Here is a 22710-nt window from a genome sequence, read left to right on the forward strand (position 1 = left end):
CATTATTGAAGCATTGGCCGGCGGGTCAGGCGGGCGGCGGAATGCCGATTGCGCCGGCCTCGGCCAGTTCGGCGATCGCCGCAGCATCATACCCCAGCGTTTTCAGGACATCTTCAGTATGTTCCCCTAGGCGCGGGCCCAGCCAGCGGGTGCCGCCCGGGGTTTCGGACAGGCGCGGCACCACCGCCGGCAGCTTGACCGGGGTGCCGTCGGGAAACCGGTGCTGCTCGATCATGCCGCGCGCGATGAACTGCGGGTCGGCGAACATATCGGCCACGCTGTATATCTTGCCCACCGGCACGTCGGCCCGGCGCAGGGCTTCGAGCGCCTGGTCGATGCTGCGGGTGTCGCACCAGCGCTGGATGGCGCCATCGATTTCATCGGCCCGCCGGGCGCGCCCGTCATTGCGGGCCAGTTGCGGGTCATCGGCCAGGTCGTCGCGGCCGATGGCGCGCATCAGGCGGTTGAAGATAGCGTCGCCGTTGCCGGCGATGACCACGTTCTGGCCGTCGCGGGTGGTGTATGTGTTGGACGGCACGATGCCCGGCAGCGCGCCGCCCGTGCGCTCGCGCACCACGCCGGCCACGTCGTATTCGGGCACCAGGCTTTCCATCAGGTTGAACACCGATTCGTACAGGGCGACGTCGACCATCTGGCCCTGCCCGGCCACGCAATCGGCGCCCTGCTTGCCGTTCCAGCGCCCGCCCGTGGTGTCGCGATGCCGCAATGCCATCAGCGCGCCGATCACGGCGTGCAGCGCGGCGATCGAATCGCCGATGGAAATGCCCACGCGCACAGGGGGCCGGTCGGGGTGTCCGGACACGTAGCGCAGCCCGCCCATGGACTCGGCAATAGCACCGAAGCCCGGCGAGTCGCGCAGCGGTCCGGTCTGCCCGTAGCCGGACAGGCGCACCATGATGAGCGCAGGGTTGACCTCGCGCAGCTGTTCGTAGCCCAGGCCCCATTTCTCGAGGACGCCGGGGCGATAGTTCTCGACCACCACGTCGGCGTCCAGCGCCAGGCGGCGCGCGATGTCGCGCCCGCGCGGGTCTTTCAGGTTGAGCGCAATGGATTGCTTGTTGCGCGCCTGCACCGTCCACCACAGCGAATTGCCTTCGTGCAGGTGGCGCCAGCTGCGTATGGGGTCGCCGCCGCCCGTGCCGTCGGGGCCGTGCGGGGTTTCGACCTTGATGACGCTGGCGCCGAATTCGCCCAGCATGCGCGAGGCGAACGGGCCGGCGATCAGGGTGCCCAGTTCCAGGACTTTCACGCCCTTCAGCGCGGACATGGGGATCTCCTTGTGGCCGAAAGCTAGGCGGACTTGCGTTCCATCAGGGCCCAGGCGATGGTGCCGGCATCGACGTATTCGAGCTCGCTGCCGGCGGGAACGCCGCGCGCCAGGCGCGTGACCTTCAGCCCTTTGCCGGCCAGGACCTCGCCCAGGAAATGGGCCGTGGTTTCGCCTTCGGCGGTGAAATTGGTGGCCAGGATGACTTCCCGCACGACGCCGTCGGAAGCCCGTTCGAGCAGACGCTGGAAATCGAGCTCGCGCGGGCCGATGCCTTCGAGCGGGGCGACCCGGCCCATCAGCACATAGTACAGGCCGCGATAGCCGTGGCTGGCCTCGATCATGTTCTGGTCGGCCGGCGTCTCAACGACGCACAGCACCGACGGGTCGCGCTTGGGATTGGCGCAGGTGGCGCAGATGTCGTCTTCGGTAAAGCTGTTGCAGCGCGCGCAATGGCGCAGGTTCTGCACCGCGCCGGCCAGCGCCCGGCCCAGCATGTCGGCCCCTTGCAGGTCATGCTGCATCAGGTGGTACGCCATGCGGCGTGCCGAACGCACGCCCACGCCGGGCAGGCGGCGCAGCGCCTCGATCAGCGAGACGAGCGGTTCGGGTTCGGGCAGTTGGGGGTCCATCGCAGCGGCAGCCGGCGAATCAGAACGGCAGCTTCATGCCCGCGGGCAACGGCATGCCGGCCGTAACGCTGGCCATTTTTTCCTGGGATGTGCTTTCAACCTTGCGCAGCGCGTCGTTGAAGGCGGCCGCCACCAGGTCTTCGAGCATGTCTTTGTCGTCGGCCAGCAGGCTGGGGTCGATGGCAACGCGCTTGACGTCGTGGCGGCAGCTCATGGATACCTTGACCAGACCGCCGCCGGATTCGCCTTCGACGATGATCTCGGCCAGCGCGTCTTGCGCTTTTTTCATGTTTTCCTGCATCTGCTGCGCCTGGCGCATCAGACCGGCGAGTTGTCCTTTCATCATGATGGAAGCTTCCTTGAATGAAGTAGAAAATCGCGGAACCGTATTGGTGGCCCAGGGCCGTTCACGCAGAAGGGTCTACGGCGCGCACCGAGCCCGGGATAACCCGGCCGCCGAAATCGGTTGTCAGCGCCTGCACGAAGGGGTCGGCGGCCACGGCGTGTTCGGCGGCCTGCTGGCGCGCGGCCCGCTCGATCTGGGCCACGGCGTGGGCCGTGCCGTCGCCGGTGGCGCCCACTTCGATTTCCAGGCGCAGGCCCTGCCCGAAATGCTCGCACAGCACCGTTTGCAGGCGCACGCGGCTTTCGCTTTCGGCCAGGGTCTTGACAGCCACGCGCAGCACGACCGCGTCGCCATGCACGCCGGCCCATTCGCTCTGGCGCGCGAGTTCGGCGGCCAGGCCGGTGACGGGCAGGCGCGCGGCCAGCCCGGGCCAGTCGGCCGCCGACATGCTATCGAGCCGCGGCGCGGCCTGCCGGGCGCGGCGCGGCGCCGGCTGGGGCCTGGCCACGGGCGCCAATTCGGCAGCGGAAGCGCCGGTAGCCAGGGTTTCGAATTCGTCGTCGGGATCGGCGGTGAATTCCGCCGCGGGCACGTAGCCGCCCTGCGCCTCGTCGGGGATGTCTTCATCGACCCAGGCCGGCGGTTCGCCATCGGCATCCGGCGGCGGCGCCTTGGCTTGCGCGGCGGGCGGGGTAACGGCCAGCGCGGCGGCCGGCGGCGCCTTGGCGGCGGCTGCCGGTTCGGCCGCGGCCGGCGTGGCGGGCAGGTCTTCCCAGGGAGGCGTATCGGCAGCGGCGGGCTGGGCGGCTGGCGCGGATGAAACGGGTGCGGCGGGCGCCGCGCCCTGGGCCTGGGGCGCGGGGTTGGCTGTCTGGGCCACCGGCACGGCGGGAGCGGCCGGGGCAGCGCCGGAGGCGGCACCTGCGCGCGGCTGGACGGCAGCGGGCGGCGGCGGGGCAGCCGCGGCGGCTTGGGCAACGGGCGCAGCAGTGGCGGAGGCAACCGGCGCCGCAGCGGCAGGGGCAGCAGGTGACGCAGCGGTTGCGGCGACAGCCTCGGGCCGCGGCGTGGCGGCCGCCGGCGCCTGCAGCGCGGTGGCCGGGCCGGCCTGTCCGTTGAGCGCGAGCATGCGCAGGCAGGCCATGACAAAGCCGGCGTATTCGTCGGGCGCCAGGGAAAGCTCGCCACGGCTGTGCACGGCCACGGAATAGAACAATTGCACCGCGTCGGGGTGCAGCACGCCGGCCAGGCGCGAGATGTCGGCGGCCAGCGGATCGTCGGCCGGCGTGGCGCCCGGCACGCGCTGCTCGATGGCCACGCGCGACAGCAGCACCGCCAGGTCGGCCAACGCGCCGGCATACGACAGCCCGCGCGTGGAGAGTTCGTCGGCCACCGCCAGCACGCCGGTGGCGTCGCCGGCCGGCAGGGCTTCGAGCAGGCGCACCAGATGGCGCTGGTCGATGGTGCCCAGCATGCCGCGCACGGCGTCTTCGGTAAGGTTGCCGGCGCTGTAGGCAATGGCCTGGTCGGTCAGCGACAGCGCGTCGCGCATCGATCCGCCGGCCGCCTGGGCGATCAGGCGCAGGGCCGGCAGTTCGCAGGCCACGGCTTCGTCGCCCAGCACCGCCTGCAGGTGGCCGACGATGGCGTCGGGCGGCATCTGTTTCAGGTTGAACTGCAGGCAGCGCGACAGCACCGTAACCGGAATTTTCTGCGGATCGGTGGTGGCCAGGATGAATTTCACATGCGGCGGCGGCTCTTCGAGCGTCTTGAGCATGGCGTTGAACGCGTGCCCGGTCAGCATGTGGACTTCGTCGATCATGTAGACCTTGTAGCGGCCCGCCCCGGGCGCGTACACCGCCTGTTCGAGCAGTTGGGTCATTTCTTCGACGCCGCGGTTCGAGGCGGCGTCGAGCTCGAGGTAATCGACGAAGCGGCCGGCATCGATCTCGGTGCAGGCGCGGCACTGGCCGCAAGGCTTGGACGTGATGCCGGTTTCGCAGTTCAGCGACTTGGCCAGGATGCGCGACAAGGTGGTCTTGCCCACGCCGCGCGTGCCGGTGAACAACCAGGCATGGTGCAGGCGCTGGGAATCGAGCGCGTGCGTCAGCGCGCGCACCACGTGGTCCTGGCCTACCAGGGTATCGAACGAGCGCGGCCGCCACTTGCGGGCCAGTACCAGATAAGTCATGGACGGATTGTAGAGCCAGTTGCGCGCGGCCGGCGCGCCGGAAATGCAAAGGGGCGCCGCAACCAGGGCGCGAATTGCCATGAAACCACGGCAATTCGTTCCGATTACGGCGCCCCCTTGGGGAAACCGGTAGGCGAGCCTTACTCCGGCACTGATCCTAAACGACTATGGCTGCTTCGTTCCCGACCTGACCAGGTTCACCGCCGAACCATGCGAAGGGGCCCGCCAATCGAGATTCTAGCAGAGCGGGCGCGGGGCCGCCTGGCGGGGTCTCGATTGGCGGGCGGCGGCGCTATGCCGCGGGGGGCACGGACGGGATCGAATTCCTGCCCGGAACGAATCCGCATGATGGCCAGAGAGGCCCGCTAGATATCGATCCAGAGTTCGGCGCGCGGGAAGTACAGCGCGGCGCGCGCCGGCCGGCTGTCCAGCGCGGTGACCTGGGCGCAATAGCGGGCAAGCTGGTCGGCGTGGCGCTCGCGCATGCGGGCGGCGAAATGCGCCGGGGATTCGTCGGGATGCGGGCGCGCGGTCTTGTAGTCGACGATCAGCCAGCCGTCTTCGGTGCTGAGCGCCAGGTCGATGACCGACACGCGGCCGGCCGCGTCGATCAGCGGCCATTCGCGCCGGGCGGCCGACTGCGACAGCAGCCAGCGCCCGCGCTCGTGCGCCAGCGTGGCCAGCAGCGTGTCGAGCACGGCTTGCGCGGCTTCTGGAGCCTGCGCGGCCGGCAGGCCCGCGCGGGTCAACTGCTTTTGCATGACGGGCAGGTAGCCGCGCAGCGTGTCGGCCGGCCAGGCGGACAGGCCATCCTGGCCGATGCGGGCCAGCCAGGCATGCGCCAGCGTGCCGATAGCGGCATCGTGCGCGGTGTCGAGCTGCCAGGCGGGATGCTCGGCGCCCTGCCCCACGGCCGCTCCCACGGCGAAGCCGGGGCTGCCGATGGCGGCGCGCCGGGCGCGCAGCGTTTCGATGGCCTGGTCGGACAGGCGGCGCAGGGGCTCGCCGCGCAACTGCCCGTCGGTTTCGTCGGTGTCGGAGGCGTCGTCCTGCCAGTCGGGCGGCGGCATTTTCTGTTCGGCCGGCAGCCACTCCCACAAGCGTCCCAGCAGGCTGGCCGCGGGCGGCGCCTTGGGTTGCCCGGTGGCGCGATCGACGGCGACATTGCCCACCAGATGCAGGCGATGGCGCGCGCGCGTGGCCGCCACGTACAGCAAGCGGTCGGTTTCATAGGCGGCGCGCCGTTTTTCACGCAGGCCCAGATAGCGCGATATGGGGTCGGCCTCTTTGTCGGCGCGCGGCTTTACCGGGCCGAACAGCACGCGCTTGCCGCTCTGCTCGAAACTGACCAGCGGGGCGCGCTCGGCACGCGGCGATTTGTGCAGGCCGTACAGAATGACCGTGTCGAACTGCAGGCCCTTGGACTTATGCATGGTCATGATCTCGACCACGCTGCCGTCGCCGGCGCCGCCTTCGGGCGCGGCATACAGGCGCGCCAGCGCGGCGTCGAGCCGCGCGGGGTCGAGGCCGCCGTGCGGCGCCAGGCGTTCGACGAGCAGGAACAGGCTCTCGGCGTCTTCCGCGGCGCTGGGGCTGGCATACAGGCCCGCCCCGCCCAATCTGCGCCACAGCGATTCCAGCCACGCCGCCAGCGGCATGGCGCCGCTGGCATTGGCGGCATCCAGCAAAATGGGGGCGACGTGCGCCAGGCGCGCGTATTCGGCCTGCGGCAACATGCGCTGCGCGCGGCAGGGCTGCGCGGCGGGCGCATCCCACAGCGACAGGCTCTGCCCGGGCGCGGCGGCGTCCGGCGCGGAGGCCGGCCTGGCCTCCTGCGCGCGCAGCGCTTCGGCCAACAGCACCGGCACCGGGGTGGACAAGTCGTGGCCGAACAATGCGTGCAGGGAATGCAGCGTCAGCCCGCACCAGGGCGCCCGCAGCACAGACAGCCAAGCCATGCGATCGGCCGGATGCGACAGCGCGCGCAACAACTGCACCAGGTCGGACACCACATGGCGCTGCGCCAGCGGCACCAGGTCGACCGCGCGACAGCGTATGCCCGCCTGGGTCAAGCGGCGCACCAGCTGGCCCAGGTGACCGCGCGCGCGCACCAGGATGGCCACCGGATGGCGGCTGGCAGGGTCGCGTTCGTCCAATGCCTGGCGCACCAACTGCACCGTCAGGGCCTCGGCCGCGGCGTCGGCGGCGCCGGCGCCATCGGCGCTGAAGGCGGCGTGAAAACACACGGCCTGGCCGGGCAGCGCGGGGTTGAAAGCCGCCGAATCGGTGTAGGCGATGGCGCCGGCGGCCGCGTCGTTGCGCGGCGGCAGCAACCCGCGGAACGTGGCATTCACCCAGTCCACCACGCCGGCCTGGGAACGGAAGTTGTCGGTCAGTTGCAGGAATGTGGGCGAGATTTCCCCCACACCCTGTTCGGCGGCCTGCAGGAACAGCCCGACCTCGGCCTTGCGGAACCGGTAGATGGACTGCATGGGATCGCCCACCAGGAACAGCGTGCGGCCGTCGCCCGGCTGCCAGCCCGCGGTGAGTGTGGCCAGCAGGTGGATCTGCGCAAGGCTGGTGTCCTGGAATTCGTCGATCAGCAAATGGCGGATCGAGGCGTCCAGCTTGAGCAGCAGCTCGCCGGGGTCGTCGGCGCTGCCCAGGGCGTGGGCGGCGCGCTGCGCGATCTCGATGAAGTCCACTTCGCGCGTCTCGGCAAAGCGCAGGTGCAACTGGGCGACCGCCAGCTTGAGCGTCATGAGCTGCGCGCCAAGCACGCGCCACTGGGCGTCGCTGAATTCGGCAGGCGGCACTTTGTCGACCGCATCCAGCATCCAGATCCAGGCGGCCTTCGGGTCGGCCGCATCCAGCCACTGGGTGAAGGCCTCTTTATGCTCGCACTTGGGCGGGAATCCGAGTTTCTTGTTCACGCCGCGCGCACTGCGCAGCGCGCCAGCGGCCGTGAGCAGCAGATGGCGCACGGCTTTCCATTGATCGAGCCAGGCGGCGTCGGGCTCGAGCGGCGCGTGCCAGTCGCGCAGCGCGGCCAGCGCATGCGCCGTGCCGTCTTCATCGAGCGCGGCGGCCGCCATGCGTGCCGGCCACCGCAGGGTTTCGTCCCAACCCATCGGCATGGCGCGCGCCAGCGCCTGCAGGTCTTCGCCTATGGCTTCGGCCAGGGCGTCCTGCAAGGCTTCGCGGTCGCTGCCGCGCGCCAGCAGCGGCAGCCACTGGTCGCGCTGCCCGAGCATGGCGGCAAGGGCTTCGGCGGCCGCCTGAGTATCGACATCCAGGTGCGCCAACAGGATGCGCACGGCTTCGAAATCGTCGGCCAGGGCCAGCGTGGCGCGCGCCGCCGCATCGTAATGCGCCTGCGCGTCGTCGGCGATGTCGGGCATGCCGCCCAGCTCCGACAGCCATGGCATGCCACGCACCAGGCCGGCGCAGAACGAATCGATGGTGCGGATCGACAGGCGCGCCGGGTGCTGCAGCAGTTTCCAGCCCAGCGCGTCGTTGCGTTCCAGGGCGGCGCGCGCCAGTTGCCAGCTGCGTTGGCCGTGCTCGGTGGCGGGCATGGGGCCGCTACCGTCGCGCAGCTTGCCCAGCACGCGCGCGTGCATTTCCGATGCGGCCTTGCGGGTGAAAGTGATGGCCACGATTTCCTCGGGCCGGTTCACCGTGGCCAGCAGCGCCAGTATGCGGTCGGTAAGCAGTTCGGTCTTGCCGGAACCGGCCGGCGCCTGCACCAGGAACGAGGAGGCCGGGTCCAGCGCGCGGGCGCGCGCGGCGTGGTCGGAAGGCTGGCGGGCGGGTCCGGTCATGCCGCGTCGTCCTCGTCTTCAAGGTGCAGCCGCAGGAACGGCATGGCATCGCAATATTTCAGGTCGTCGCGCCGGTACGCCAGGTTGGCGGCGTAACCCGCCGCGTACTCGTCGGCCAGGTTCTCGACTGCCGTGCGCCAACGCAGCAGGATGTCGCGCCAGGCCAGCCCCTCGAAGCCCTTGGCGGCATCGGCGGCGGCGACCCCTTCCAGGCCCAGCTCGGTATCGGTGAGCCCGGCCGCGGCAACCTGGCGCGCATGAATCTGCGCCAGCACCAGCGCGGCCACGTCGGCGTCGGGCGTGTCGCCCGACAGCACGGCCGCGTAGAACGGCAGTTGCAGGTTTACGGGCCGCGCGCGCGCCCAATCGGACTCGGGGTTGCCCGGCGCCATGCCGGTCTTGTAGTCGAGGATCACGGCCCGGCCATCGGCCAGGCGGTCGAGGCGGTCGAGCCGCACGGTCAGGGCCAGCGGCCCGCGCGACCACTGATGGGTTTCTTCGACTTGCGCCACCTGGAAAGGCAGGCGCCGCGCTTCGAGATCTAGCCAGGCGGCCAGCACGGCGCGCGCGCGCTCGCATTCCAGCTCGCGCAGCGCGCGCGGATAGGCCCGCAGTTCTTCGTCGGCCGCTTCTTGCACCGCCTGCTCGACCAACCCGGGCAGGCGGCCTTGCGCCATGGCGTCATGCAGATGTTCCTGGTCGGGCAGCATGCGCCACACCAGTTCGAGCGCGCGATGCAGGAACTGCCCGCGCACGTTCTGGTTGGCGGCATCCGCGTAATCGGCCAGCGCCCTGGCGCCCAGCCGGTGGCGCACGAAGGCCCACAAGGGGTTGCGCGCCTGGGTATCCAGCACGTCGAGGCCGCCGGTGGCGCCGGCCCGGGGGCTGTCGGGCGCGGGCGCGGCCAGCGGCGGGCCGCGTTCGTCGTCGAGCACCTGCTGGGGCAGTACCTCGGCGGCGGCCGCCGCGGGCGCCTGCCATGCCATGGGCGGCACGTCGGCGATCAGGGGCGACGGCCGCAGTTCACGTTCGCCATCGAGATGGGCATGGCTGACCACCACTTCGGGCGCGCAGCGGCACAGCGCGGCATAGAGCGCTTCGGCCCATTGCCGTTCGCGCTCGGGCGTGGCGCGCGGCGCGCCGGCCTGGCGCAACACCGTCAGCGGCAAAAGCGGATTGGGTTGCGGGGTGGCGGGCAGCACGTCGTCAGTCAGGCCCAGTATCCATATGCCGTCCCAGTGTCCGCCTTCGGCCTCGAGCAAGCCCAGCACGTCGAGCCGCGCCAGCGGGTCGCGCTGCGGCTGGAACGACGACGCGGCGGCCGCGCTGGCCAGGAGGCGCACGGCAGCGCGCCCGTCCAGCAAGCCGGCGGCGGGCGCCAGGGCCGCGTAGCGGCCCAGCAGTTCGCCGAACGCGCCCATTACCTGGTAGCCCACGCTGTCCAGCGGACGTTCGCCAGGAAACCCCAGCGCCACCAGCGCCGCGCGGATCACCGGCATCCAGCGGTCGGTGGTGAGCCGGTCGCCGGCCTGTTGCCAGCGTTCGAGCGCGGCCGGCCAGGCGGCCGACAGGGCGGCGCCCTCGGCGAGGTCGCGTTGCCAGCGCGCCGCGTCGATGCGCGCGCGCGCCTGGCGGCGCCAGCGCGCATCGATAGCCGCCAGGCGCGCCAGGTCGCGGCGGTCGCCCGCGCAGTGGCCGGCCAGCAGGGCCGCGCCCAGCACCGGCGCATCGGCCGCGCCCGCCTGCGCCATGTCGGCTAGCGCGTGCAGCCATGCCAGCGCCGCGCGCACCGCCGGCCATTCGGTCAGCGGCCGGCCCACTGCCACGTTGAATGCGTGGCCCCCCGCGGCCAGGGCCTGGCCCACCACGCGCCGCGCGAAAGGCGATTCGGCCTGCAGTTGCGCCGACACGATGGCAAAGCGCCCGTCAGGCTGCTCGGCCAGCCGCTGCGCCGCCCAGGCGGCCGCGGCGCGCCATTCGGCGCCGCGATCATCGGCGCCATGCCGCAGCGGCGCGGCGGCTTCGCCCAGCGTGTCACCCAGCCACGCGAGGGTCGCGCCGCCTTGCTGGAAGGCGTCGAGCAGCGCGGCAAAGCGGGGCGAGATATCTGTGAAGCCGGCCAGCACCAGATGACGCGGCGCGGCCACTCCGCCTCGCTGCAAGGCGCGCAGCACGCGCGCGTAGCCCTGGTTGGCGTCTTCGGCGTCGATGGCGGCCAGGCGTTCGCGATAGCGGCGGCGCCAGCGCGAAAAGCCCCGGTATTCGTCGGTGTCGGCGCCATCGGGCACGCGCAGGCGCCATTCGTCCATCAGGGTGTCGGCGTCCATGGCCAGCGCAGCGGCCTGGGCGGTGTCGAGCAGCACGCGGCCAGCCTCTTCGGCGCCTATGGCGTCGGCCCAGACCATTTGCGTGGCAAAGGCATCGAGCCGGTGCGCGGGCAGCTCGGCCCCCGGCTCGAACGCCAGCTCGCCGCCCGCCTCGGCCAGCCAGGCCGCCAACGGCAGGACGCGCGGCAACTCGCTGACCTGCCGCTCGCGCCGTAATTGCGCCGCCAGGTCGAGCGTGAGGCGGCGCGCCAGCCGGTTGTTCACCGTGAGCACCAGCGTCTGGGCAGCCGGCAGCCGGCCGACCTGTTCCAGCGTGATGAGCGCGTTCGGGTCCACGGCCACGGGCATGCCCTCGCCTTTCAGAAGCCGCACAAGGCGGCCACGGTTTCCCAGTTGATGCGCAGTTCGGGCTGGGTATAGCCCAGGAACCCGAGCGCCAGCACGGCGGCCAGGGCGACGCCGCCCGCGATGCGCCAGAAAGTGCGGCGCGCCACGAGTCAGGCTCCCTGGGGCACGGGCTGTTCGAGCGGCTGCTCGCGCACCGGCAGGCACAGCAGCGCGGCGGCCACGGCCAGAGCCACGCCGATCCACCACATCAGGTCGTAATTGCCCGTGCTGGCGTACACATAGCCGCCCAGCCACACTCCGATGAAGCTGCCCACCTGGTGGCCCAGGAAGGCAATGCCCGACAGCGTGGCGGCATAGCGCAGCCCGTAGATCTGTCCGATGAGGCCCTGCGTGAGCGGCACGGTGCCCAGCCAGAACAGGCCCATCCAGGCGGCGAAGGCGTACAGCACCCAGGGCGACAGCGGTAGCGCCAGCAGCAACAGCATGCCGAAGGCGCGCAGGCCGTACACGCCCGCCAGCAGCAGCTTCTTGCTGTGGCGCCCACCCAGCTTGCCGGCGTAGAACGAGCCCAGCACATTGAACAGGCCGATCAGGGCAATGGCCGTGGCGCCGTGGCTGGCATTGAGTCCGCCGTCGACCACGAAGGCCGGCAGGTGCAGCGTAATGAACGCGGTATGGAAGCCGCAGACGAAATAGCTGCCGTACAGGAAATGGAATGAGGGATGCCGCATCGCCTGCCGCACCGCCGACGACAATGACTGGCCGCCGGCATGCGCACTGGGCTTGCCGCGCAGAAAATACGCCAGCGGCATGCCCGCCGCCACCAGCAGCGACAGCGCCCAGAGCGCGCCGGTCCAGTCAAGGCCCGTGATCAGCAGTTGCCCGGCCGGCACCACCAGGAATTGCCCCATCGACCCGCCGGCGCTGGCAATGCCCATTGCGGTGCTGCGGTAGGCCGCCGGCACCGAGCGCGCCACCACGGGCAGGATCACCGGGAAAGTGGTGCCTGCCTGGCCCAGCCCCACCAGCAGGCCGGCGGTCAGGTACAAGCTGAATTCGCCGGTGGCGAAGCGCGTGCCGATCATGCCGGCCATGTACAGCAGCGCGCCCAGCGCCACGGTGCGGCCCGAGCCGTAGCGGTCGGCGAGCATGCCCATCAGGATGCTGGCCGCGCCCCACACCAGGTTCTGCAAGGCGAACGCCATGGAAAACACGTCGCGCCCCCAGCCCTGGGCCAGACCCATGGGCTGCATGAACAGGCCGAAGGTGGCCCGCACGCCCATGGCGAGCAGCACGACCAGGGTGCCAAGCAGCACGGTACGCAAAGAAATGGATGGCGAGTCGGACATCTGGCCTGCCTGCGAGGGAATGGACGCCCCGGGCGCATAGCGGCGCGCCGGGGGGACGGAACAGCACATGATATACAAGTCTGCGGGGCGCCGATGCCCCTTGCGAGCCGATGCTAGAATTTCGCACTTGCAAAGCCCCGCCGCCGTGGCTGTCACGGCGCACAATGCACTTTGTCATCAGTGTGTTACAGCACTGGGGACTCGCCAGCCTGCACGCGTAGCGCTTCGAGGGCGTGCTTGCACCTCGCCGTAGTTAAATGGATATAACCGGCCCCTCCTAAGGGTCAATTGGTGGTTCGATTCCACCCGGCGAGGCCATTGCGCCCATTCCCCCGTCTGTTGCAATCGCGTGCTTGCCCAACAGTTGAAAAAGCTGTTTAAATTCTGCACGTAAGTCTATAATTCATCTCGTTTTTCCCGGCTCCGCTCAAGCCATCCCTGGCCGTTTTCCGGTCGCGCGTCTCTTTTGCCCTGCTCGTTCTATGGTTTTTCTCTGGAAACGCGCCCTCGCGGCTGCCCTGGTGCCCCTGGCGCTGACGCTGGGCACCCTGCTGCCGGGCGCGGCGCATGCAGCCAAGTCCACCGATCCCTGCAAGGCCAGCGCCAAATCGGCGGCGTGCAAGGCAGCCAAGGCCCAGGCGGCAAAAAAATCCACGGCCAAGGCCACCAGCAAAACCACCCGCAAGAAGTCCACGGCCAAGGCATCTGGCAAGGCCACGGCCAAGAAATCCGCTTCAACCAAAACCGCTTTAAAGAAAACCGCCTCGAAAAAGACGGCATCCAAGAAAAAAGCGGCATCCCGGACGCCCCGTACGGCACACAAGAGCAAGGCGCGACGCGCCAGCGCCGCAGCCCTGCCGCCGCCGGCCGCCTCGGTGCGCGCCGAGATCGAGGCGCTGCGCTCCAGCACTGCCTACGTGCAAGACCTGGAAACCTCGACGGTGCTGTTCGCCAAGAACGACAACGTGGTCCGGCCCATCGCCTCGATTTCCAAGCTGATGACGGCGCTGGTGGTGGTGGATGCCAACCAGCCCATGGACCAGATGCTGGAAATCACCGACGACGACGTCGACACCCTGAAGCACACCTCGTCGCGCCTGGTGGTGGGCACGCGCCTGAGCCGTGGCGACATGCTGCACCTGGCCCTGATGTCATCGGAAAACCGCGCGGCGCATGCGCTGGGCCGAAATTACCCGGGCGGGCTGCCTGCGTTTGTCGAGGCCATGAACCACAAGGCCCGCGCGCTGGGCATGACCAGCACGCACTTCATCGAACCCACCGGCCTGTCCAGCCAGAATGTGTCGTCGCCGCGCGACCTGGCGCGCCTGCTGCGCGCGGCCTCGCAACGCCCGCTGATCCACCGCTATTCCACCGACGACCAGTACGAAGTGGACGTTGCCAACCGCACGCAGGTGTTCCGCAACACCAACCTGCTGGTGCGCAAGCCCGATTGGGACATCAAGGTGTCCAAGACGGGTTACATCAATGAGGCGGGCGAGTGCCTGGTGATGCTGGCGCGCATCAATGGCCGCGACGTGGCCATGGTGCTGCTGGACTCGCAAGGCAAGCTGTCGCGCATCGGCGATGCGGTGCGCCTGCGGCGCATCCTGCAAAGCGACGTGGCGATGGCAATGCTGTAGGCGCGGGCCGCCCGCTCAGGCGGCCGCGCGGCGCGGCAGCGCGCCCCCATCGTGCAATTCGTTCGACAACCCCGCCAAGACCGCGCGGGAATCCAGTGATCGTATCGGCACCGTGGCATCGGTGGGAATGCGGCCATCGGCCTGCAGCAGTTCATAGCGCAGGCAGCACACCCGCAGGAACGACGTGAAATTCGCGGCCTCGCCGCGGTATTCGACCAGTTCGTCGTACAGGCGCTCGATCAGCTGATTGACGCGCATGCCGTCGCGGGCGGCGATTTCTTCCAGCACGGACCAGAACAGGCGCTCGAGCCGCACGCTGGTGGCTACCCCATGCAGGCGCAGCGAGCGGGTATCGGAAGTATAAGAATCGGGATGGGCGCGGATGAAGATTTCGCACATGGCGGCGGCTCCGGTTTAGCGAGCTTCACTGTACGGCCAACGCGGTGCCCGCGGCAAGGCGCCTTGGCAGGAGCCCGACATCCAGCGGGTGTATGGCTCCTGTGAAGCGAGCGCTCCGGCCCGTCAATGCGTGATGGTGGTACCCAGCACCTTGAGGAATTGCGCGAGCCAGGCCGGGTGGGCGGGCCAGGCGGGCGCGGTGACCAGGTTGCCGTCGGTGTGGGCCTGGTCCATGGCGACTTCGGCGTAGGTGCCGCCCGCCAGCCGGACTTCGGGCGCGCAGGCCGGGTAGGCCGAGCAGGTGCGGCCTTGCAGGATGCCCGCGGCCGCCAACAGTTGCGCGCCATGGCAGACCGCGGCAATAGGCTTGCCGGCGCGGTCGAACTGGCGCACGATTTCCAGCACCCGTTCGTTCAGGCGCAGGTATTCGGGCGCGCGCCCGCCCGGAATGACCAGGCCGTCGTAGGCGTCGGCCTCGACCTGTTCAAAGTCGTGGTTCAGCGCGAAATTGTGGCCGCGCTTTTCGCTGTAGGTCTGCGCGCCTTCGAAATCGTGGATGGCGGTGGCCACGCTGTCGCCGGCCTTCTTGCCGGGGCACACCGCGTGCACCGTATGCCCCACCGCCAGCAACGTCTGGAACGGCACCATGGTTTCGTAGTCTTCGGCGTAATCGCCCACCAGCATCAGCAGTTTCTTGGCCATGTCGGTCTCCTGGTTGTGATCGTTGAGCAAGCGCCGCGCGCCGGCGGCGGCAGGCTTGCAGCAAGCCGCAAGCCTGGGGCGCGGGGCGCGACACGCCGGCCCGCGCGCCTGCCTGACCATTGTGCGGCAGGCAGGCGCGCGGCGGGTAACAACGGAATACCTCGCCGGCGCGGCTGGCCGGATCAACGGCCGGCCTCCGCCACCGCGGGCACGCGGGGCTGCGCCGGCGCGCGAGGCCGGTCCAGCAGGCCCAGCACCACCTGCAGCGCCATGGACACCGCGCCGACAATGAACACCACATCGCCGAACGTGCGCACCCAGCGCAGGGTCTGCAGGATGTCCTGCTGCATGAAGGCCTCGCTGCGGGCGTACCACAGCCCTTGGCTGACGCTGGCGTGGAACTGGATGAACCCCACTGGCAACAGGCTCGTGAAGATCATCAGCACCAAGCCCAGGTTCAGCCCCCAGAACGCCGTTTTCATGAGGCCCGGCCGAAGCGCGTACTGCGGCCGCACGTAGCGCAGCACCAGCAGCGTGAAGCCCAGGGCCAGGAAGCCATAGACCCCGAAGAGCGCGGCATGGGCATGCACGGGCGTGGTGTTCAAGCCCTGGATGTAGTACAGCGAAATCGGCGGATTGATCATGAAGCCGAAGACCCCCGCGCCCAGCATGTTCCAGAAAGCCACCGCCACGAAGCACATGAGCGGCCACTTCAGGTTCGCCATCCAGGGCGCGCGCGCGCCAAGACGCCAGTTTTCCCAGGCCTCGTGGCCCAGCACGATGAGCGGCACCACCTCCAGCGCCGAGAAGCTCGCGCCCACCGCCATGACCGGCGTAGTGGTGCCCGCGAAATACAGGTGGTGGAACGTGCCCGGAATGCCGCCCAGCATGAAGAGCGACGCCGACGCGAGACTGGCGGTGGTGGCCATGCGGCGCGACACCAGGCCCAGCGTCGAGAAGATGAATGCCAGTCCGGTGGTGGCGAACACCTCGAAGAACCCTTCGACCCACAGGTGCACCACCCACCAGCGCCAGTACTCCATCACCGACAGGTTGGTGCGCTCGCCGTAGAACAGGCCAGCCCCGTAAAAGAGCCCGATGGCCACTACCGACGCGGTGAGCAGCGCCAGCAGGTTCTTGTCGGTGCCCGGCGTCTTGAGCGCGGGCGCGATGCCGCGCACCATCAGCACCAGCCAGAACGCGATGCCGGCGAACTTGCCGATCTGCCACAGGCGCCCGAGATCCACGTATTCGTAGCCCTGGTGCCCGAGCCAGAAGTTCCAATGCGCCGGCATGAGCTGTGCGATAGCCAGGTAGTTGCCGACAAACGAGCCGACCACGACCACGACCAGGGCCCAGAACAGAATGTCCACGCCCAGCTTCTGGTATTTGGGATCTTTGCCGCCGTTGATCAGCGGCGCCAGGAACAGTCCGGCGGCCAGGAAGCCCGTGGCTATCCAGAACAAGGCCGCCTGGATGTGCCAGGTGCGCATCAGCGCATACGGGAACCACTGGGAAACATCCACGCCGTAGAACTTCTGGCCTTCGACCGTGTAGTGCGCCGTGAAGCCGCCGATGAAGACCTGAAACACGAACAGCGCCACCACCAGGAAAAGATACTTGCCCAGCGACCGCTGCGATGGCGTCAGGGCGAAGGTGGTGAGCGGGTCGCGCGCGGCTGGCGCCGGCAGCGGCTCCTCGTGCTTGTGCAGGAACGCCCAGGCCCACACCAGGAAACCCACGCCCGCCAGCAGCACGATGACGCTGACGATCGACCAGATGATGTTTTCACTGCTGGGATGGTTGCCGATCAGTGGTTCGTGCGGCCAGTTGTTGGTGTAGGTCACCTCGTGGCCCGGCCGTTCGGTCGCGGCCGCCCAGGCCGTCCAGAAAAAGAACTGCGTCAGCGCGGTGCGGCGCTCGGCGCTGGGCAAGGTGTTCTCCTTCATGGCGAAGTGCTCGCGGCTTTTCTGAAGCTCGGGCGCGTCGGAGAACAGGCGCTGGTAGTACGCCGCCGTCTCGGCCATGGCTTGGGCGCGGCGCGGCGACACCGTCAGTACGCCGGTGTCGGGGTCGGCGCGGTTGGCGCGGTATTCCGCGCGCAGTTCTTCGCGCAGCCCGGCCTGGCGCGGCGTGTCCAGCGTGGCGTACGGCGCGCCATAGCGCGCCTGCGCGGCCAGATCCAGCCAGGCGGTCAATTCGCGGTGCAGCCAGTCGGCGGTCCAGTCGGGCGCCTGGTAGGCGCCGTGCCCCCAGATGGAACCGAGCTGCATGCCGCCGACTGACTGCCAGGCAGTCTGGCCGTCGAGTATGTCTTCCTGCGTGAACAGCGTGGCGCCGTCGGCGACGCGGACCTGCTGGGGTATGGGCGGCGCCTGCCGATAGACGTCGGCGCCGTAATAGCCCAGCAATGAGAAAGTCACCGCCAGCACGGCGATCAGGGTGAACCAGAGTTTGCGGTATGGGCCCATGAGAATGCTCGTTTGAATGTGGCGCGGAGTCAGGCGTCCTGCGGCACGGCGGCCTGGAACGCGTCTTCGAAGAGAATGTTGTTTTCGAGATGGATGTGCTCCATCAGGTCTGCACGGAAGGCGGCCAGCCCCAGGTACAAGGCCCGCCAGGTGTTGCACGCCGCGCGCGGCAAGGTGATGTCGTGCGTCAGCGCCGCCAGCGCCTGCAGGGCCTGCCCGTGGTCGTCGTGCTCCATGCGCATGACGGTGATGGGGCCTTCCGCCATCGCGGCGTGGCCGCGCGCCAGCAGCGGGAACAGCACCTGCTCTTCTTTGCGCATGTGGCTTTCGAGCTCCTGCTGCATGCCGCGCAACAAGTCGGCCAGCCCCACGGGGCAGTCCGCGCGGTCGCCATGCACCTGCTCGACCTTGCTGGACAGGCGGATCAGTTCGGGAAGTTGCTCGCGGTGCCGGTCGTGGTAGCGGACCAGAATGTGGTCGATAAGCTCCGCCGGACTCGACCGGGTCCAGTCGCGGCTGTCGCCGTCACCAGAGCCGAGGGCCAGCAGGCGGCCTTCGATCGCGGCCGGATCAAGCGCTTTCTGCTCGGCGGCCTGACGCAGACTCTGCTTGCCGCCGCAACAGAAGTCCAGGTTGTATTCGTGGAAAACTCGGGTGGCGCCCGGGATGGTGCGCGCCAACTGGCCAAGCGGCCGGTCTATCAGATCCATGAAGCACTCCTCTCGCGTATGGATACCGCTATTGATGCGAGAATCGTGCCAGGGAAATTTACCGTTATTTCAATAACTTATTTTTCAAAGGGTATTAAATACCTTGCCGAATCAAGGTTTTTAATACCCTTATAGGGTAAAAATAACCTTAATTCCGGATTGCAACTGTATTGCCCGGCAGCGCCATGCGGCAGGCAGGCAGGCCATCGGCAGGCCAGGATTGAAGGACGATTATTCCAGCGCCACCGACACGGGCCGCGCGTCCAGCAGGCTGACCAGCACCTTGGGGTCGATGCCGATCAGGTAGCCACGCCGCCCGCCATTGATGTACACGACGGGGTATTCCAGCACCTGGGCCTCGACCCACACCGGCATGCGCTTGCGCGTGCCGAACGGCGATGTGCCGCCGACCTGGTAGCCGGAATGCCGCTGCGCGACTTCAGGATGGCAGGGCGCGACCTTTTTCAGGCCGGCCTGGCGCGCCAGGTTCTTGGTGGAAACTTCGCGGTCGCCATGCATGACCACCACCAGCGGCCGCGCGGCCTCGTCTTCCATGATGAGCGTCTTGACCACCGCGTGCGGGTCCAGCCCCAGCTGGCGCGCGGCCTCGCCGGCGCCGCCGTGCTCGACGTAGTCGTACGTGTGTTCGGTATACGCCACCTTGTGCCGCTTCAGCATCTGGGTGGCGGGCGTTTCGGAAACGTGGCGGGCTTTGCTCATGGTTTTGCCGGGCGGGCCGCGTGGCGGCGATCGGAAAAGCCGGTAGTGTAGGCAGCGGCCGCCGGGCGCGCAACGCGGGTCAGGCGCGCGGATGGTGCGCGGCGTGCAGCGCCTTCAGGCGCTCGCGCGCCACGTGCGTGTAGATTTGCGTGGTGGAAATATCGGCGTGGCCCAACAGCATCTGCACCACGCGCAGGTCGGCGCCATGATTGAGCAGGTGCGTGGCGAAGGCGTGGCGCAGCACGTGCGGCGACAGCGGCGCGCGCACGCCGGACACCACGGCGTATTTCTTGATGAGCTGCCAGAACGCCTGGCGCGTCATGGGCTGCGCGCGGGCGGTAAGAAACAGCGCGTCGCTGACGCGCGCGCCGGCCAGGTCGGGCCGCGCCTCTTTCAGATAGCGGTCGATCCAGTGCGCGGCTTCGGCGCCCAGCGGCACCAGCCGGTCTTTGCCGCCCTTGCCCATCACGACGCGCACCACGCCCTCGTTCAGGCTGACCTCGAGCACCTTGATGTTCACCAGCTCGGACACGCGCAGGCCGGTGGCGTACAGAGTTTCGAGCATGGCCCGGTCGCGCAGGCCGCGCGCCGTGTTCAGGTCGGGCGCACGCAGCAGCGCGTCGACTTGCGCTTCGGACAGCGTCTTGGGCATGCGGGGCGGCTGTTTGGCCGCGCTGAGGGTCAGGCAGGGATCGTGCCCGGTGCGATGCTCGCGCAGCGCCCAGGCATAGAACCGTCGCAGCGCCGCCAGGCGGCGGTTGGCCGTGGTGGCCCGGCTGTCGGCGTGGCGCGCCGCGAACCAGGCTTCGATGTCCCCGGTGCCCGCGTCGCGCAGCAGGCTCGCCGTGGCGGCGCCGCCATGCTCGGCGGGAGTTTCCAGCCAGCGGGCAAAGGCGGAGAGGTCGCGCCGGTACGCCGCCAGCGTGTTGGCGGCCAGGCCGTCTTCGAGCCAGACGGCGTCGATGAAGGCATCGATGTCGGCTTGCGAGGCCAGGGGGTCGGCGCTAGGCATGCTTGGCGATGAGGAACAGGAGCGGCACGAGCGCTGATTCTACGGGCTATACAGACGACTTCAACCAGGCTTCGAACGTGCGCAGCGCTTCGGAACGCTCGTCGCGCTGCGGATAGCCGAAGTAATAGCCCTGCCCCACGGCCAGCACCTGGGGCACCGGCTGCACCAGCTCGCCCGCCTGCAGCGCGGGCTGGGCCAGGAAGTGCGGCACCAGCCCCACGCCCAGCCCGGCCTGCACAGCCGCCAGCATCATGGTGAACAGCTCGTAGCGCGGCCCGCCCGCCGCCTGCGGGCCGTAGGCCTGCCGGTTGGCGCCGTACCACTGGCGCCAGGCGTCGGGGCGCGAACTCAGGTGCAGGTGGGTCAGGCCCGCCAGCCCGTCTTCGGCGCGGCGCGGCAGGTGTGGCGCGCAGACCGGCACCAGTTCTTTTTCGGGAAACAGCAACACGCCCTGCGTGCCGGGCCAGATGCCGCTGGCGTGATACAGCGCCCCATCGAAAGGCTGGTCTTTGAACTGGAACGGCAGCGTGCGCACCGACAGGCTGACGGTAATGTCCGGATGCTGCCGCTGAAAGCCCGCCAGGCGCGGGATAAGCCAGGTGGTGGCCAGCGTGGGCAGCACCGCGATATGAATGCTGCGGCCCATGCCGGTGCGGCTGACCAGGCCAAAGGTGTCTTTTTCGATCTGGTCCAGGTGGTGGCGAATGCGGCCGGCATATTCGGCGCCATGCTCGGTCAGCACGATGCGGCGGCGCACCCGCGTGAACAGCTGCACGCCCAGGCGGGCCTCGAGGCTGGCCACCTGCCGGTATACGGCGCTGTGGGTCAGGGACAGCTCTTCGGCAGCGCGCGAGAAGCTGCCCAGGCGGGCCGACGCCTCGAAGGCCTGCAGGGCGCTGAGATTGGGGATGCCGTTTCTCATGGGAAGATAACGTTTATCTGCGGGGCGACGTGCCGGCAGGTCACTACATTGTGCAATTTTATCAATTGCATTGTGCAACACAGGAACATTATCCTCGACGGCTTGAATCCGGGCTGATTATGACGACTTCCACTTCCTCCACTCCCCGCCTGGGCGGGCACATCCTGGTCGACCAGCTGGCCGCCCACGGCGTCAAGCATGTGTTCTGCGTGCCGGGCGAAAGCTACCTGGCCGTGCTGGACGGCCTGCACGACGCGCAGATCGACGTGACCGTGTGCCGCCAGGAAGGCGGCGCCGCCATGATGGCCGACGCCCATGGCAAGCTGACCGGCGAGCCGGGCATCTGCATGGTCACGCGCGGCCCTGGCGCGGCCAACGCCCTGGCCGGCATCCACATCGCCAAGCAGGACTCGACCCCGCTGATCCTGTTCGTGGGCCAGATCGAGCGCGGCATGCGCGAGCGCGAAGCATTCCAGGAAATGGATTACCGCGCCGTATTCGGCACGCAGGCCAAGTGGGTCACCGAAATCGACCAGGTCGAGCGCATTCCCGAACTGGTGTCGCGCGCCTTCCACGTCGCAACCTCGGGCCGCCCCGGCCCCGTGGTGATCGCGCTGCCCGAAGACATGCTGACCGAGACCGCCACCGTGGCCGACGCGCCGCGCTACGAAGTCATCGACACGGCGCCCGCGGCCGGCCAGCTCGACGAACTGCAGCAGTTGCTGTCGCAGGCCAAGGCGCCCATGGCGATTCTGGGCGGCTCGCGCTGGAGCGCCGAAGCCGTGGCCCAGTTCGCCGATTTCGCGCAGCGTCTGGCGCTGCCCACGGCAGTGTCGTTCCGCCGCCAGATGCTGTTCCCGGCCGACCACCCGTGTTTCATCGGCGACGTGGGCCTGGGCATCAACCCGGCGCTGGCCAAGCGCGTGGCCGACGCCGACCTGATCCTGCTGGTGGGCGGCCGCATGTCGGAAAGCCCCAGCCAGGCCTACACGCTGCTGGACATCCCGGTGCCGCGCCAGAAGCTGGTGCACGTGCACCCCGACAGCGCTGAACTGGGCCGCGTGTACCGCGCCACGCTGGCCATCAACACGTCGCCGGCCGCCTTCGCGCGCGCGCTGGCCGAGGTGCAGGGCCCGGCCCAGCCCGCCTGGGCCGACAGCACGGCCGCGCTGCGCCAGTCGTACCTGGACTGGAGCGACCCGTCGCGCGTGCGCACGCCCGGGGCGCTGCAAATGGGCGAAGTCATGGCCTACCTGGAACGCACCCTGCCGGCCGACGCCATCATGACCAACGGCGCTGGCAACTACGCCACCTGGCTGCACCGCTTTCATCGCTTCACGCGCTACGGCACGCAGCTGGCGCCTACCTCGGGCTCGATGGGCTACGGCCTGCCTGCCGCCGTGGGCGCCAAGCGGGTGCAGCCCCAGAAAACCGTGGTGTGCTTCGCCGGCGACGGCTGCTTCATGATGCACGGCCAGGAGTTCGCCACCGCCGTGCAGTACGGCCTGCCCATCATCGTGGTGCTGATCGACAACGGCATGTACGGCACCATCCGCATGCACCAGGAAAAGCACTATCCGGGCCGCGTATCGGCCACGGCGCTGCAGAACCCCGATTTCGCCGCCTACGCGCAAGCCTTCGGCGGCCATGGCGAGCGGGTCGAAAGCACCGACCAGTTCGGGCCCGCTTTCGAGCGCGCGCTGGCCAGCGGCAAGCCGGCCATCCTGCACTGCCTGCTCGACCCTGAAACCATCACGCCGTCGACCACGCTGGAAAAAATCCGCGACGCGGCGCTGCAGGCCCGCCCGTAAGCGGGCGACGCGACGCTT

General features: G+C 69.0%; 17 protein-coding genes, 1 tRNA gene and 1 other RNA gene. 3 read left to right on the top strand and 16 right to left on the bottom strand.

Going from position 1 to position 22710, the window contains the following annotated elements; genetic code table 11:
- Positions 1 to 25: 25 nt before the first annotated feature.
- From BPET_RS18030 to BPET_RS18060, 9 genes are all read right to left on the bottom strand, one after another.
- The gene (locus tag BPET_RS18030) at positions 26 to 1288 is read right to left on the bottom strand and encodes a CaiB/BaiF CoA transferase family protein (protein ID WP_012250449.1); all 1263 of its coding nucleotides are present in this window, start codon (positions 1286 to 1288) and stop codon (positions 26 to 28) included.
- Positions 1289 to 1311: 23 nt separating this feature from the next.
- Positions 1312 to 1920: a recombination mediator RecR gene (gene recR / locus BPET_RS18035; RefSeq protein WP_012250450.1), complete on the bottom strand. Its 609-nt coding sequence runs from the start codon at positions 1918 to 1920 to the stop codon at positions 1312 to 1314.
- A 19-nt stretch (positions 1921 to 1939) separates the two neighbouring features.
- A complete protein-coding gene (locus tag BPET_RS18040) occupies positions 1940 to 2266 on the bottom strand; it encodes a YbaB/EbfC family nucleoid-associated protein (RefSeq protein WP_012250451.1) in 327 nt (108 codons plus the stop codon).
- Positions 2267 to 2327: 61 nt separating this feature from the next.
- Positions 2328 to 4457, bottom strand: coding sequence for a DNA polymerase III subunit gamma/tau (locus tag BPET_RS18045; RefSeq protein ID WP_041864136.1), 2130 nt, complete (start codon positions 4455 to 4457; stop codon positions 2328 to 2330).
- A 129-nt stretch (positions 4458 to 4586) separates the two neighbouring features.
- An RNA gene (ffs, locus tag BPET_RS26060) (signal recognition particle sRNA small type) lies at positions 4587 to 4684 on the bottom strand.
- Between the two features lie 138 nt (positions 4685 to 4822).
- Complete coding sequence (locus tag BPET_RS18050) at positions 4823 to 8281, bottom strand: UvrD-helicase domain-containing protein (RefSeq protein WP_012250453.1); 3459 nt, start codon at positions 8279 to 8281, stop codon at positions 4823 to 4825.
- Positions 8278 to 10956, bottom strand: coding sequence for a PD-(D/E)XK nuclease family protein (locus tag BPET_RS18055; RefSeq protein ID WP_041863063.1), 2679 nt, complete (start codon positions 10954 to 10956; stop codon positions 8278 to 8280). The genes BPET_RS18050 and BPET_RS18055 overlap by 4 nt, the downstream gene beginning before the upstream one ends.
- Positions 10957 to 10967: 11 nt before the next feature.
- Complete coding sequence (locus BPET_RS27465) at positions 10968 to 11102, bottom strand: hypothetical protein (protein WP_269446927.1); 135 nt, start codon at positions 11100 to 11102, stop codon at positions 10968 to 10970.
- A 3-nt stretch (positions 11103 to 11105) separates the two neighbouring features.
- Positions 11106 to 12305 (bottom strand): MFS transporter, encoded by a 1200-nt coding sequence (locus tag BPET_RS18060; protein ID WP_041863065.1) that lies wholly within the window; start codon positions 12303 to 12305, stop codon positions 11106 to 11108.
- 243 nt (positions 12306 to 12548) lie between these two features.
- On the opposite strand from BPET_RS18060, the gene BPET_RS18065 reads away from it, so the two are divergent.
- Positions 12549 to 12623, top strand: a tRNA-Arg gene (locus BPET_RS18065).
- Between the two features lie 164 nt (positions 12624 to 12787).
- Positions 12788 to 13945 carry a D-alanyl-D-alanine endopeptidase gene (gene pbpG / locus BPET_RS18070; RefSeq protein WP_012250456.1) on the top strand — a complete coding sequence of 386 codons (1158 nt, stop codon included), beginning with the start codon at positions 12788 to 12790 and terminating at the stop codon, positions 13943 to 13945.
- 15 nt (positions 13946 to 13960) lie between these two features.
- Here the strand turns inward: pbpG and BPET_RS18075 are convergent, their stop codons facing one another.
- The 7 genes from BPET_RS18075 to BPET_RS18105 all read right to left on the bottom strand — a co-directional run bounded on the left by BPET_RS18075 (position 13961) and on the right by BPET_RS18105 (position 20881).
- On the bottom strand, positions 13961 to 14344 hold the full coding sequence (locus BPET_RS18075) for a ribbon-helix-helix domain-containing protein (RefSeq protein WP_012250457.1): 384 nt from the start codon (positions 14342 to 14344) through the stop codon (positions 13961 to 13963).
- A 123-nt stretch (positions 14345 to 14467) separates the two neighbouring features.
- Entirely contained in the window at positions 14468 to 15046 is a 579-nt protein-coding gene (locus BPET_RS18080; protein ID WP_041863066.1) for a DJ-1/PfpI family protein, read from the bottom strand.
- A gap of 182 nt (positions 15047 to 15228) precedes the next feature.
- Complete coding sequence (locus tag BPET_RS18085) at positions 15229 to 17517, bottom strand: nitric-oxide reductase large subunit (RefSeq protein ID WP_012250459.1); 2289 nt, start codon at positions 17515 to 17517, stop codon at positions 15229 to 15231.
- Positions 17518 to 17546: 29 nt separating this feature from the next.
- The gene (gene ytfE, locus BPET_RS18090) at positions 17547 to 18227 is read right to left on the bottom strand and encodes an iron-sulfur cluster repair protein YtfE (protein WP_012250460.1); all 681 of its coding nucleotides are present in this window, start codon (positions 18225 to 18227) and stop codon (positions 17547 to 17549) included.
- Between the two features lie 231 nt (positions 18228 to 18458).
- Entirely contained in the window at positions 18459 to 18947 is a 489-nt protein-coding gene (gene ybaK / locus BPET_RS18095) for a Cys-tRNA(Pro) deacylase (protein WP_012250461.1), read from the bottom strand.
- A gap of 79 nt (positions 18948 to 19026) precedes the next feature.
- A complete protein-coding gene (xerD, locus tag BPET_RS18100; RefSeq protein WP_012250462.1) occupies positions 19027 to 19959 on the bottom strand; it encodes a site-specific tyrosine recombinase XerD in 933 nt (310 codons plus the stop codon).
- 46 nt (positions 19960 to 20005) lie between these two features.
- Positions 20006 to 20881, bottom strand: coding sequence for a LysR substrate-binding domain-containing protein (locus tag BPET_RS18105; RefSeq protein ID WP_041863068.1), 876 nt, complete (start codon positions 20879 to 20881; stop codon positions 20006 to 20008).
- 119 nt (positions 20882 to 21000) lie between these two features.
- Between BPET_RS18105 and BPET_RS18110 the strand changes: the two genes are divergently transcribed.
- Positions 21001 to 22692 (top strand): thiamine pyrophosphate-binding protein, encoded by a 1692-nt coding sequence (locus BPET_RS18110; protein WP_012250464.1) that lies wholly within the window; start codon positions 21001 to 21003, stop codon positions 22690 to 22692.
- Positions 22693 to 22710 lie beyond the last annotated feature (18 nt).

The sequence above is a fragment of the Bordetella petrii genome (genome assembly GCF_000067205.1).
Classification (GTDB): domain Bacteria; phylum Pseudomonadota; class Gammaproteobacteria; order Burkholderiales; family Burkholderiaceae_B; genus Bordetella_A; species Bordetella_A petrii.

Excerpts from the sequence above, each read along its gene's own strand:
- BPET_RS18030 (WP_012250449.1), bottom strand. The coding sequence starts at position 1,288 with ATGTCCGCGCTGAAGGGCGTGAAAGTCCTGGAACTGGGCACCCTGATC.
- recR (WP_012250450.1), bottom strand. The coding sequence starts at position 1,920 with ATGGACCCCCAACTGCCCGAACCCGAACCGCTCGTCTCGCTGATCGAG.
- BPET_RS18040 (WP_012250451.1), bottom strand. The coding sequence starts at position 2,266 with ATGATGAAAGGACAACTCGCCGGTCTGATGCGCCAGGCGCAGCAGATG.
- BPET_RS18045 (WP_041864136.1), bottom strand. The coding sequence starts at position 4,457 with ATGACTTATCTGGTACTGGCCCGCAAGTGGCGGCCGCGCTCGTTCGAT.
- BPET_RS18050 (WP_012250453.1), bottom strand. The coding sequence starts at position 8,281 with ATGACCGGACCCGCCCGCCAGCCTTCCGACCACGCCGCGCGCGCCCGC.
- BPET_RS18055 (WP_041863063.1), bottom strand. The coding sequence starts at position 10,956 with ATGCCCGTGGCCGTGGACCCGAACGCGCTCATCACGCTGGAACAGGTC.
- BPET_RS18060 (WP_041863065.1), bottom strand. The coding sequence starts at position 12,305 with ATGTCCGACTCGCCATCCATTTCTTTGCGTACCGTGCTGCTTGGCACC.
- pbpG (WP_012250456.1), top strand. The coding sequence starts at position 12,788 with ATGGTTTTTCTCTGGAAACGCGCCCTCGCGGCTGCCCTGGTGCCCCTG.
- BPET_RS18075 (WP_012250457.1), bottom strand. The coding sequence starts at position 14,344 with ATGTGCGAAATCTTCATCCGCGCCCATCCCGATTCTTATACTTCCGAT.
- BPET_RS18080 (WP_041863066.1), bottom strand. The coding sequence starts at position 15,046 with ATGGCCAAGAAACTGCTGATGCTGGTGGGCGATTACGCCGAAGACTAC.
- BPET_RS18085 (WP_012250459.1), bottom strand. The coding sequence starts at position 17,517 with ATGGGCCCATACCGCAAACTCTGGTTCACCCTGATCGCCGTGCTGGCG.
- ytfE (WP_012250460.1), bottom strand. The coding sequence starts at position 18,227 with ATGGATCTGATAGACCGGCCGCTTGGCCAGTTGGCGCGCACCATCCCG.
- ybaK (WP_012250461.1), bottom strand. The coding sequence starts at position 18,947 with ATGAGCAAAGCCCGCCACGTTTCCGAAACGCCCGCCACCCAGATGCTG.
- xerD (WP_012250462.1), bottom strand. The coding sequence starts at position 19,959 with ATGCCTAGCGCCGACCCCCTGGCCTCGCAAGCCGACATCGATGCCTTC.
- BPET_RS18105 (WP_041863068.1), bottom strand. The coding sequence starts at position 20,881 with ATGAGAAACGGCATCCCCAATCTCAGCGCCCTGCAGGCCTTCGAGGCG.
- BPET_RS18110 (WP_012250464.1), top strand. The coding sequence starts at position 21,001 with ATGACGACTTCCACTTCCTCCACTCCCCGCCTGGGCGGGCACATCCTG.